This is a genomic window from Capnocytophaga sp. FDAARGOS_737 (assembly GCF_009730375.1).
Classification (GTDB): domain Bacteria; phylum Bacteroidota; class Bacteroidia; order Flavobacteriales; family Flavobacteriaceae; genus Capnocytophaga; species Capnocytophaga leadbetteri.
On record NZ_CP046316.1, the window covers coordinates 2,355,396 to 2,368,008 of the forward strand.

The following is a 12,613-nucleotide window of genomic DNA, read 5'->3' on the forward strand; positions in this document are numbered from 1 at the left end:
CTATCCGTAACTAAAAAAGCTGAACTATCCGTAATTGAAAAAAAATGACTCAACATTTCTTAAAACGCTTCCTTATCTGGCGTGTGAAGCATATTAGCGAACGTCAATTTATTCTGCTACTGAGCGGAGTAATTGGTATCATCACTGGGCTGGCTGCCCTTGCGATGCGGTCGTTTACTCACTTTATTCAGTGGCTGTTAGATGGGCAATTAGCCCAAACGGTAACTTATGGCTTTTACTTTGTGCTGCCTACTATCGGCTTTGCAGCGGTGTATTGGGTTAAAAAATATGTGATACGCCACGATGTGAATCACGGGATACCCTCGATACTCTATGCCGTAGCTCACCAAAAAGGAGTGATGAAGCGCTTTCAGGCGTATGGGAGTCTGCTGGTAGCCCCTATTACTATTGGCTTTGGGGGGTCGGTGGGATTGGAAGGTCCGATGGTGGTAACAGGGGCTGGGATAAGCTCTAATATATGTCGGTTTTTTCACATCAACCAGTCGAACCGTATGTTGCTTTTGGCTTGTGCTTGCGCGGCAGCCTTGGCAGCTATCTTTAAAGTGCCTATCGCGGCTATTCTATTTGCTATAGAAGTGTTTGGGCTTGACCTGACGCTATCATCGCTCATTCCTCTGTTTATCGCTTCGCTCTGCGGGGTGTTTACTTCTTATTTTTTCTTTGGCAGTGAGGTGCTTATACCGATGACTATCACTCGCGCCTTTTCGCTGCAAGGAATTCCGTTTTACATTCTTTTGGGTATAGTGGGGGGATTGATGTCGGCTTATTTTACTTTTGTATATGAGAAAATCAATGCTTTTTTTAAGAAAATAACGGCTCCGTACCTTAAAATAGTGATAGGTGGGGCTCTTTTGGGGTTGCTTATCTATATAATGCCTCCGTTATACGGGGAAGGGCACGAGATTATCAATCACCTAAAGGAGGGACACCCTGAGTTATCGCTTAGCAAGAATATTTTTGGTTGGGACTTGTCGAACACGTGGATTATCATTCTGCTATTGGCGGGGCTTACCTTTGCCAAGGTAGTGGCTACCTCGCTGACCTTTGGCGGCGGCGGCGTGGGGGGTATTTTCTCGCCTATGCTTTTTATGGGGGGCGTGATGGGAAATTGCTTTGCGCGTATTATCAACGAATTTCCGATACTGGGCTACAAGGCAGCGCTGCCTAACTTTACCCTTGTGGGTATGACTGCCCTAATGACGGGGGTGCTACACGCTCCGCTGACGGCTGTTTTCCTCATCGCTGAAGTGACAGGAGGTTACTCGCTATTAGTGCCGGCGATGCTGACGGCTGCGGTATCGTTTTCGGTGGCTAAGTATTTTAACAAATACTCTATCTACACTATGGAATTGGGACGCAAAGGGGAGCTTATTTCGCAAAACAAAGACCAATCGATACTGACCTTAATGGACTTTGAGCAGGTGGTAGAGCACAACTTCGTACCTGTTTATACTGATATGAAGCTGCGCGAGGTGGTGATGGATGTGGTGCGGGTATCGAATAGGAATATTTATCCTGTATTAGAGCGCGAAACGGGTGTTCTAAAAGGGGTAATTCTGCTTGACAATATACGTCACCTTATTTTTGAGTCGGATTATTACGATAAGATTGCGGCAATAGAGCTTATGCAGCCTGCCCCTGCGACAATAGTATCGGGTAAGGATAAGATGAGCACGGTAATGGACAAGTTTCAGCATACAGGTGCGTGGAACCTGCCGGTGGTGCATTCTGATGGTAGGTATTATGGTTTTATCTCTAAATCGAAGTTGTTGAGTATTTATAGGAGGAAGTTGATATACTTTACGCAGTGATAGGGCTCTACTAATAGAATACAAATTTAACTTTTATTTAACGGTAAGTATAGAAAATAAACGTTACCTTTGCCCCGTTTAATAATAATACTTACACATTATGAAGAAATTTTTATTAGTAGCAGTAGCTGCCCTTGCTGTGGTAGCCTGCAAAAAAGACGACAATGGTGGGGAGCAGCCTGCACCACCTGTTAAGGCAGACCAAGGTTCTGTACCTACGACTGTAGATTTTACTTACCCTAAATCATTAGTAATTACTACAGAAAATGCTACTGGCACTAGCTCTCGTACTATTACCTACACAGTAGATAGTGCTAGAAAACTATTAACAAAAATAGCTTTTAGTGACAGAGGTACTTATACCTTGAATTATGACGCTAACAACTTCCTTACTTCAGTAGTAACTACAGGTCAGTCTTATGTATTGTCTTACGATGCAAAAGGTTTACTTACTAAATTAGTACTTTCAGGTAGCCAAACTGCTACTTATCAGTATACTCATAATGCTGAAGGAAAAGTAGTGAGCGCTACTTCTAAAGCAGATGTTGGTATACCAGGACAATTTGATGAACACGACTATACTTACGACTATAGCATTGCTAATAAAGTAGTTGTAACAGATAAAGACCACGACCCTACTTATCCTGCAAGAACCTATACTCATACTTTAAGTGGTAAGAATGTAGTAGAAACAAAGGGTACTGATATAGGTACTACTACCTATGAAAATTACGATAATAAATTAAACTTAGGTAGCAAATCTCCTTTTACTATCTTTGATCTTTATGGTAATTTTATTCCTTATGCTGACAAAGAACGTCTTGTACAAAGTTCTAATAACCCAGGTAAAAAGACCTCACGCACTCAGTACGACACACTTGTTCATACTTATTCATACGAGTATAATGGTAATGTAGTAACCAAAAGTGTAGAAGTACAAACAGGAGGATTAGGAGGTACTACTACTATTACTACTGTCTACAACTATTAATCTATTAAACTTTGTCAGAGTCTCAGGACTTTGACAAAGTTTTTTTAAGCCTTAAAAACACACTACAATGAAGAAATTTTTATTAGTAGCAGTAGCTGCCCTTGCTGTGGTAGCCTGCAAAAAAGATGATAATAACGGAGGGGAACAACCTGCTCCACAAGAAACAAACCCTTATATAGTAAATTTTGAGTACCCTAAAACTATCGTTACTCAAGAAGGAGCTGGGGTTTCAACTCTTACTCATACTGTAACAGACCGTTTGCTTAGAGAGTCTGTTTACACAAGTGCTTATGGTAGTGTAGAGACTTGTACTTTTACTTATAACTCTGAAAACTATCTTACTAAGGCTGTACAAAAATCATCAGGGCAAAACACTCCTACTACTGTAGAGCTTTTTTATAACAACAAAAAGCAGGTAGAACGTGTAGTAGAAAAAGGTGCTTGGGGTGATGTAACAAACTATGCTTTTACTTATAATGAGCAAGGTGAAGTAAGTAAAGAAATAAGAGTTGGCGGAGGGGCTACCTCTACTACTCAGTTTACCTATCAAGGTACCTCTGTAGTGGCTACAAGAGTAGAAGTTCGCGATAATGGAGGAGGCAGTTTTTCAACTACTACCAACTACACATTAGACAGCAAAGGAAATGTAACTAAGGATGAGTACAACGGATATGTACAGAATTTCACTTACACTAATGGTGCCAACTACAATGGGCGTGGAGCTTTTGCGTTTATAGCTCCTGAAGTAACTTCTGTAGCGTTTAGACAAATAAACTTTCACTACTACAAAAGATTTGTGAATGTAGCACAAAAGAACTTCCCTAAAACAAGTTCTACTGTGCGCGAATACGTTTATAACAATGAAAACAAACCTACTCAGATAGTTATTAAATCAACAGACGGACGTACGGCTACCCAAACGCTTACGTATTAATACTAAAATATAAGCATAAAAAAAGCTGTTCTACAAAAGAACAGCTTTTTTTATATTGTAAACATCCCCCTTGCCCACTTCAAAGGGGGAACCCATACACGAAAATCATACTATTTTAGGGCTTCTTCGTATTTTTGGGCTACTTTAGTCCAATCGATTACGTTGAAGAAGTTGGTGATATAATCAGCGCGTTTGTTTTGGTATTTTAGGTAGTAGGCGTGTTCCCATACGTCCATAGCAAGAATGGGGGTGCCTGAAACCTCTAAGTTTGGCATTAATGGGGTGTCTTGATTGGCGGTACTCACTACTTGTAACTTGCCGTTATTGACTACTAACCACGCCCAACCTGAACCGAAACGTTTAGCTCCTGCCTCGCTAAAGGCTTTTTTGAAGTTCTCGAAACTGCCAAAATCGCGGTCGATAGCTGCTGCTAAGGCTCCGGTAGGGGTTCCTCCCCCTTTTGGTGAGATGAGTTCGAAATACAAATTGTGGTTGTAGTAGCCCCCTGCGTTGTTTCTTAGGGTTGCATTGCTCATATCGAGCGTACTGAGGAGCTGCTCTATAGTCTTCTGTGCTTCAGGCTTCCCTTCGACTGCCTTATTGAGGTTGTTTAAATACCCTACATAGTGCTTTGAGAAGTGAATGTACATCGTTTCAGCATCGATGTAGCTGCTCACGGCATCATAATCGTATGCTAAAGGCTTTATTTTGAAAGCGCCTTCGTTAGCTTTTACCTCAGAGGGTTTGCCATAATTAGGTTTTTGACAGCTTTGCTCTGTCTTTTTGCATTTTTTACCTTTCTTCTGTTGTGCATAAAGGTCTGTGGTGCCGAGCATTGTAGCCAATGCTATGGCAGAAAGTGTGATTGCGTTTTTGAGTTTCATATAAAATAATTTGAGTTTTATTCGTCAAAATCTTTGCGTTTTACTACTGTGCCTTGTTGGTACTCTTCTTCGTATGCTAAGCGCCCTGTGCGGTCGTAGTGCTTCCAGACACCTTGCTTGTAGTTGTCCTTCATCATTCCTTCCTCTTTTACTTTTTTGCTAGGGTAATATATTTTCATCGCGCCGTTGAGAATGCCTCCTACATAGGTACGTTCGCGGTACAGCACATTATTCTCTTGGTACTCGCGCCATACGCCCTCTTTGAAGTCGTTTTTATATTCGCCTTCTTCATTGAGGGTACCATTTTCGTTATAGAGGGTGTACTTACCGTTTTTCTCATCGTTTTTATAATTGGTTTCCTCTTTTAATCTGCCATTAGAGTGGTAGATTTTGCGAGCAATGAGCTTATCAGCATCGAACACTTGTTCGTCTTGCAAAACACCTGCCCCATTGAAGTTCTTGCGAGCTCCGTGCAGCTTATCGTCTTTATACGACACTTCGCTCTTAGGGTTGCCGTTTAGATGATAATTGCGCTGAGTATAGGTCTTTTCGTCTTTATAGTCGCGCTCTTCGCGTAGCAAGCCATTTTCCCACTGTTCTACCCATTTGCCTGAAGGTTTGCCATTGGTATAGTACTTGGTAGTGGTGTAATTGCCGTGGTTGCTGACCATTTTGCGCCACCACTTACCATTCTTCTCATCGTTTTTGTAGGTTTCGATGCGCTCAACCTTGCCTTCGTCATCGTAGTACTTCCACTCACCCTCTTTCTTACCGTCTTTATAAAAAGTTTCGTAGTCAGGCACCCCTTTATCGGTATAGCGGGCGCTCTTGCCGTCTAACTTTCCGTCTTTATAGGTAGTGAGGCGTATTACCTTGCCCTCGCGATATTGGGTAAAAGCTCCTTCGGGCAAACCATTTTTGTAGTGTCCTTCCACAATAAGTTCGCCTTTGTCGTTATACGTTTTTTTGGCACCGTCTATTCTACCTTTTTTGAAGGTAGCTTCGTAGTAATCGCCGCCCCCAATGGCTACCTTATAGGCACCCTCTAAGGGTTCGTCGTTAGCGCTTAGGGTGAAGATACGTTCGTTGCCAAAGCGCTCTTCGTCTATATCGTATTGCGATAAGTATTTCTGAGCTAAGCCGTTAGAGGCTATAAGCAGTGCGGTAATAAGTAAAAGTTTTTTCATTTTTTATTGACTGTTTATTTGACAAGGTTGTATCATCACGCAACAAGTATTTGCTCAGTTTGCCAAAAGGTGAGAACTTTGCGCCGTAAAAGTTTTAAGACTTTCAGTTCGTTCTTTGACATACTGGGAAAATTAGCCAATTAGCCAATTAGCCGATTAGCAAATTAGCAAATTTGGGAATTAGCAAATTTCTGCTATTTAATACTAAGCTAATACTTTTTGTCCTACCCCTAAGAGAATTAACTCTTTGCCTTTGGCTTTAAAGCTGCGTACAGCTAAGTCTTTATCATCAATTTTGATAAGTGGATTGGTGTCGTAGTGATAGCCTAACACTTTGTTGCACTTTACGAAGTCAGAAGCCATAATGGCATCTTCAACATCCATTGTAAAGTTGCCACCTATAGGCAATACGGCTAAATCTACTTTATAACGCACAGGAATAAGCTGCATATCGAAGTGCAAAGCTGTTGCACCTGCTACGTAAACAGTTTTATCTAAGGTTTTGATGATAAAACCACAAGCGCAACCACCGGCACTACCGTCATCGAAAGTAGAAGAGTGCAAAGCAGGTACCATCTTAATTGAACCAAAAGGGAAATTATAAGCCCCTCCTAAGTCCATAGGGTGTGAATTTTCGATGCCTAAATTGAAATAATGGTTAGAAATCTCGTAATTAGAGATAATTTTAGCATTAGTACGCTTAGCGATGCTCTCTACATCATAAGTATGGTCTTGCTGAGCCGTAGTGATGAGGATGTAGTCGGCAGGTACATCATTTACATTGATGTGACTCGCTGAAGGGTTTTCAGAGATAAAAGGGTCGATAAGAAGGTGGGTGTCGCCTATTCGGATACCCACACAAGCGTGTCCGTAGTAAATTACTTCCATAGTTATTATTGAATTATACGTTAGTTTATTAGTTGTTAGACGTTAGTCGTTAGTCATTAGTCGTTAGTCGTTAGTCGTTAGTCGTTAGTCGTTAGTCGTTAGTCGTTAGTCGCTAGTCGTTAGATGTTAGTATAGATGCCGATAAAGAATAAGACCGAGAGCAAGAAAGTGCTCATTGCTACGATTTTGAGTTCTTTATCTAAGAGTCGTAGTTCTGTATTGCGTTTTACTGACAATAGATGCACTACCAAAGGCAAGTAGGCTATAAGGTACAGCAACTGCCAACGCATTTGTAAGCGCCATACTGAATAGCCGAGCATCGCTACCATAGCTATTACAACCAAATAATAATGATAATATTTGGCTAATGAAATGCCCATCTTGACTACCAGAGTATGCTTGCCTGAACGGCGGTCGTTTTCGTAATCGCGCATATTATTGAGGTTGAGTACCGCTACGCTCAATAGTCCGATAGCTATAGCGGGTAGCCATACTGCCTTATCTATCTGTTGGGTATACAAAAACTGACTGCCCACCACACTGACCAAGCCGAAAAAGACGAATACAAACACATCGCCCAATCCGCGATAGCCATAGGCTGAACTCCCTACGGTATACTTGATAGCTGCTGCTACACAAAGCAATCCTAACACAAAAAACACCAGCGTGTAAAGTAGGTTTTCGCTACCAAAAGCCGCTATTATCAGAGCGATTGCTGAGAGTATAGAAAGAGCCGCAGTGATAAGCACTACTCGCTTCATCTGTTGGCGGGTGATAGCCCCACTCTGTAAGGCACGGGCTGGACCTATACGGTGCTCATTATCGGTACCTTTTACCCCATCGCCATAATCATTGGCGAAGTTAGAGAGTATCTGAAAAAGTACCGTAGTGAGGAGCGCTAACAGAAATATATCCCAACGGAAAGCCTCAGGTTTTTCGCGTAGGGCTACAGCACTACCTGTGATAATACCCGATACTGATAGCGGCAAGGTGCGTAAGCGAGCCGCTTTGACAAGAGTTATTGCATTCATCAAGGCACAAAAGTACGAAATAATTATATATTAGCAAATTAGCTAATGTGAAAAATTATCAAAATCACTAAAACAGGTATCTAACCCCACCGTATATTTGTAGCCCTTGTGAAGGGTAATACGCCCAAAGGGTATGGCGCTGAGTGCTTAGGTTATTAGCCTTTAGGAATACTTGCCAGTGCTTGCTAAAAGTATAGTCGGCGTGGAGATTTACATCTAAATAACCATTAAGAGTGATTTTCTCTGGGGTAACGGTAGTAGGCAGCACATAGTCTAAATCATAGCGATTGCCGATATAGAAAATGTCCATACCTGCGTATAGGGTAGGCAATATTCTAAAATCAGTATAAAGCGATACCTTTACGCTGGGTAGATTCCACGCTGTATTATCCATCTGTGTACGCGCCTTGTAGTGGTTGTATTGTCCTTCGAAAGTGAAGTTTACAACGTCCTTTAGCTTACCGCTGAGGGTTGCTAATAGCTCTACATCATTTACCTCATCATACACTACCTTGAAGGCGTTATAATACTGATAAGGTAGTATCTCGCTAGCGATAGTAGGCGTTTCGGTGAAAGTAGTGAAGAGCGGTTTTTCTTTGCTCTGGCGGTAGCTTGCCTGTAGGCGGTACTGCAAATCGGTGGTTACCTTGCCATTGATACCTACGAAAGCATCGGCTTGTACATTAGTAGGTTTGAGCTCGAGCATTGGTGCTACAAAAGGATTTTCTTTGCTGAGCTTTGACAAAGTATTCTGCTGCATAGTGCCTTTTATGCCACCAATTAAGATAGCGTCATCGCTTAGGGTGTAGGTAGCCTCTACAGCAGGATAAGCCTTAAACTTATCTTGGTCGGAGCGGTTAGCATCTACATACAGCAAACTCACCCCGAGCCTTAGGCTTAAGTTATCAATCATCAGCTGATATGTGGGAGTTAGTCCGAAGAGCATCCAACGGTTAGTGAGCTCATTAAGCGTATTATGCTGGCGTGAAAAACTACCTTCGTAATAATCTAAGAGCAATTGGGCGCGTACTAACTGTTCGTCGGTTAGCGGTACTTCGAAAGTAGGTTGTGCTTTTAGATTGACTTCTTTGCTATTGAAATGGTCGTTAAGGGCATCTACAGTAAAATCTAAGCCTTTGAAGTAAGGGTTTTGCCACTGCAAGTAACCGCCTACACCATAGCGGAGGTAAATCTGCTGCATATCGTCTACCTTGCCGCGCAAATCATTACGGGTAAAGACATTAGGGCGTATGCCATACCAATTATGCAAACTTCTACCGAAATAACCTTTTAGCCCCCACAACATCTCTTGACTTTGATAGTCGTAGTGCAGAGAGGCATCGGTAAGTGAGTAGTTCATCTCTGGGATAATATCCTCATTATCATCACTAGCCGAAATATGGTCTACCAACAGAGAGAGCCTGCCATTATCGGTCAGCGGGTAAGTGATATTAGCGTCGGCATAGAGCGTATTGAGTAATCCGACGCCTCCGCCCACGTATGAGGTGGTGTAATCTTCGCGGATAACCTTAGGTTTTACCACCGCAGGTTTCCCTTTTTCGGGTACGAAAGTAGAAGCTACTGGGACAGAGTTGATGCTGTAGGCTATCTTTTTTTTCTTAACTGTAAGGGAGTCTTTCAGCTTAGCATCTTCGCGTTTTTTGTTGGCATCGGCTATGGTAGGGGCATACGATTTAACCACATCTACCACTTTGGTAGAGAGGCTATCCTTGCGACTTTGCCCTATCGCAGGGAGTACAGTCGCTATACATAAACCTATAAGTGTAATATATCTGTTCATTTTTTATCTCATTTTACTGATGAATTGCTTTTTGCGGCTTCAGCTTTTACGCTGGCAAGTTCTTTCTTAGCTTCGGCTACTACTTCGGGATATTCTTTGAAGTTCTTAGCCACACTTTCTAAAATATAGGAAGCCTGATAAGCGTCTTTTAGTCCGTTAAAGTTTTTAGCCATCACTATCAAGCTCTTAGCAGCCCATTCTTTATGTCCACCATAGTCTTTAGCTATGCGCTGTACTATATCATTAGAGCCTTTGTAGTCTTTGTCTTTATTTTTGTAGAAGGCCTCGTAATACATCGCCTCGGCAGCAAGGCTACCCGTAGCCGTTTTTTGTACCTCTTGGTAGTACTTGCGCGCTTGAGCCTCATTGCCCCCTTGGGTGTAGGCACGAGCCAAAACTATATAAGCATCATTTTTGATACGGGTATCTATCGATTTCTCGCTAAGCACTTTGTTAGCGTACTCTATAGCCTTATCATACAACTTCTCATTGTAGCACACGCGCATTAGGTTGCTCTGTGCATAAGTTTTATTTTGCGCTATAGTAGCAGTCTTTTCGAGCTCTTCGAGGTAAGGTTTGGCTTTCAAATAGCTGCCTGCATCGAGCAATATCTGACACACACGAGTAAGCGAAGGTTCGCCAAACTCACTTGAGCCTGCTTTGGTAACATTCTCATAATGTGTAAGAGCTTCGGCTTTTTTGCCTGTATTGTAGAGGGCTTGTGCTAAGTAGAACTCGGCATTGGTGCGGCGCATTCCGTTAGGGAACTGTTGGAGGTATTTTTCAAAAGCCACAATAGCTTCTTTGTTGTTATTTTGCAGCAACTGGCGTTCGGCAGCCTCGTAGGTAGCACTTTCTAACTCGAGGTCAGTAACCTCTACATAGCCCAAACTCTTTGCCCAAGCGGCGTAGTCATTCACCTGACCCATATCTACATATATCAGTTTGGCTGAAGAAACTGCCTGTGATGCCTCAGTAGTTTTAGGATAATCTTTAGCGATGGCCTTGAAGAGGCTCAGTGCCTTTTGGTTTTCGCCACGGTTATAATACACCAAGCCTTCGCGCAACATAGCACGGGGCACTAATGCATTGCCTTTGTAGTCTTTAGCAAGCTGTTGGTAGTACTGTAATCCTTTGTCGGTATCCCCTTGAGTTACGTAGGTATTGCCTAGTTCGTAAAGAGCATTAGGACGTAGGTTAGAAGTTGGGTAATTTTTGATAAAGCGCTCTAAATCTTCTATCTTATTATTAGGACGATCTACAAACCCATAGCTGATAGCCTTTTGGTAAGCAGCATAATCTTGGTCTGCCGATTTACTTTCTATCAGCTTGTTATACCCCTCCATAGCAGGCCAATACTTACCTGTTACGAAATAAGAGTCGGCAAGGCGCAACATAGCATCGTGCTTGAAGTCCTCATCTTTAGGGTTTTGCTTTAGGTATTTTTCGAAATTAACAATCGCTTCAGCATAATGGCGTTGATTGAAGTTAGCGTACGCCAATCCGTAGAAGGCTTTGGGGTATTCATCAGTTTTAGAGGCTGAAGGATTGGCAAAAAACTGCTGAAAATAGGTTGCCGCTTTGGGGTAATTCTTCAGCTGGTATGCTGCCTCGGCCGCCCAATAGGCCGCACGTGCTGCTATAGCACTATTGTCGGCAATGGCTTTGTCTAAATACGTGAGCGCATCAGCGTATTGCAATTCGTTGAAGAGCTCTACCCCTCTGTAGAAAGCTACTTTCTTGTAGAGTTCGCGGTCTTTTGGATCAGACGATTTTTCTAAGAGACTAATAGCCGCCTGATAGTTGCCTGATGAGATATACGAATCGACTAAGAGCCCTTGGATTTCGTCTTTGTGGTCATTAGGGTAAGCCGTAGCGTAGGCTTGCAGCACACTTGGCACACTCTCATAAGGGTTGCCTATTTCATACCCTAAGCGAGCGTAGTTTAGGTGCGCGTCTTTCTTTATCTGCGCATCAAAATCCATTTGCGAAGCATTTCTGAAAGCGTTGAGCGCCTGCTGTTTCTGCCCTGTCTTTAGGTAGCATTCTGCCAAGTGGTAATAAGCGTTTTGCGCTACTTGGTCATTGCCGTCGATTATCTTATTGAACTGAGCGATAGCTCCGTTATAATCGTTGTTTTTATAGAGGGCATAGCCTATGTAGTAATAATCGGTATTAGAGAATTTGCCTTTCTTGCCTTTATAGTTTTGCAAGTAAGGAATTGCCTCTTTGTATTTTTTGAGGTTGAAGTAACTCTCGCCTATTATCTTGTTCAGCTCTGATACTTCTTGGGCGTTTTTTGTCTTTTTGAGTTGCTTTTCGCCCTCTTCTATCGCCTCTTCGTACAATGCCTGACTGAAATACATATTGGCTTGAAAATAGGACACGTTATTATTAACGCTGTCTTCAGTATCTACTTGCCTAAAGTAGCTCTCAGCCTTAGCATAGTCGTTAGTATCATAGGCGATGTAGCCCAAGTAATACTTAGCATCTGCTCCGTATTCTTTGTGCTGCTGTATTGCCTCGAAGTAAGGCTTAGACTCGTTTTGTTTGCCGGTATTGAAGAGCGCATACCCCTTCTCAAAATAGTAACGGTCTTTCTCCTCTCCTTTTAACGAAAGTGGGTCGATAGCGTTATACCACTCAAGCGATTCGGCATAGTTGCCCTGCTGGAAGTAAAGATGCGCCATCTGTACATAGGCAGCCGAACTAAGCGGCGATTCGGGGTGATTTAGTATGAAGTTATTCACCAAAGCATCTGCTCCCTCTTGGTTTAAAAGGGCTGCAATGGTAGCGATATAATATTCGCTTTGGGCTTTGACAGCCTTATCGGGGTGCTCGGCTTGCGTTTTGCGAAAAAGGTTCTGAGCGGGCTGGTACATCTTACGATTGTAGAGAGCGATAGCTTTCTGAAACTCACTCATCGGCTCACGCACCTCGCTGCTTTCTTGCGACCATAGCAGCTGACTGTATCCCATCAGAACTACTGCTGAAAGAACTATTTTTTTCATAAATGTTGCTTATAATCGGCAAAGATAGGAAATTATTGTCAATTAACTAAATAA

9 protein-coding genes are annotated in these 12,613 nt (G+C 42.5%); 3 read left to right on the forward strand and 6 right to left on the reverse strand.

All coding sequences use genetic code 11. The annotated features are described in order from the left end of the window. The first annotated feature begins 44 nt into the window (after positions 1-44). From FOC45_RS10450 to FOC45_RS10460, 3 genes are all read left to right on the forward strand, one after another. Positions 45-1,832: a chloride channel protein gene (locus FOC45_RS10450; RefSeq protein ID WP_009391574.1), complete on the forward strand. Its 1,788-nt coding sequence runs from the start codon at positions 45-47 to the stop codon at positions 1,830-1,832. A gap of 100 nt (positions 1,833-1,932) precedes the next feature. After that, positions 1,933-2,823, forward strand: coding sequence for a hypothetical protein (locus FOC45_RS10455; RefSeq protein WP_034539574.1), 891 nt, complete (start codon positions 1,933-1,935; stop codon positions 2,821-2,823). Between the two features lie 67 nt (positions 2,824-2,890). Then, positions 2,891-3,757 carry a hypothetical protein gene (locus FOC45_RS10460; protein WP_034539579.1) on the forward strand — a complete coding sequence of 289 codons (867 nt, stop codon included), beginning with the start codon at positions 2,891-2,893 and terminating at the stop codon, positions 3,755-3,757. A gap of 110 nt (positions 3,758-3,867) precedes the next feature. Here the strand turns inward: FOC45_RS10460 and FOC45_RS10465 are convergent, their stop codons facing one another. The 6 genes from FOC45_RS10465 to FOC45_RS10490 form a co-directional block, all read right to left on the reverse strand. Continuing rightward, positions 3,868-4,641 carry a superoxide dismutase gene (locus tag FOC45_RS10465; RefSeq protein WP_009390357.1) on the reverse strand — a complete coding sequence of 258 codons (774 nt, stop codon included), beginning with the start codon at positions 4,639-4,641 and terminating at the stop codon, positions 3,868-3,870. Between the two features lie 17 nt (positions 4,642-4,658). Further along, positions 4,659-5,828 carry a toxin-antitoxin system YwqK family antitoxin gene (locus FOC45_RS10470; RefSeq protein WP_009390356.1) on the reverse strand — a complete coding sequence of 390 codons (1,170 nt, stop codon included), beginning with the start codon at positions 5,826-5,828 and terminating at the stop codon, positions 4,659-4,661. 204 nt (positions 5,829-6,032) lie between these two features. Further along, a complete protein-coding gene (locus FOC45_RS10475) occupies positions 6,033-6,716 on the reverse strand; it encodes a metal-dependent hydrolase (RefSeq protein WP_009390355.1) in 684 nt (227 codons plus the stop codon). Positions 6,717-6,835: 119 nt separating this feature from the next. Next, positions 6,836-7,747 carry a 1,4-dihydroxy-2-naphthoate octaprenyltransferase gene (gene menA, locus FOC45_RS10480; RefSeq protein ID WP_009390354.1) on the reverse strand — a complete coding sequence of 304 codons (912 nt, stop codon included), beginning with the start codon at positions 7,745-7,747 and terminating at the stop codon, positions 6,836-6,838. A 67-nt stretch (positions 7,748-7,814) separates the two neighbouring features. Then, a complete protein-coding gene (locus FOC45_RS10485) occupies positions 7,815-9,548 on the reverse strand; it encodes a TonB-dependent receptor (RefSeq protein ID WP_009390353.1) in 1,734 nt (577 codons plus the stop codon). A gap of 8 nt (positions 9,549-9,556) precedes the next feature. Further along, positions 9,557-12,559: a tetratricopeptide repeat protein gene (locus FOC45_RS10490; RefSeq protein WP_009390352.1), complete on the reverse strand. Its 3,003-nt coding sequence runs from the start codon at positions 12,557-12,559 to the stop codon at positions 9,557-9,559. Positions 12,560-12,613: the final 54 nt, after the last annotated feature.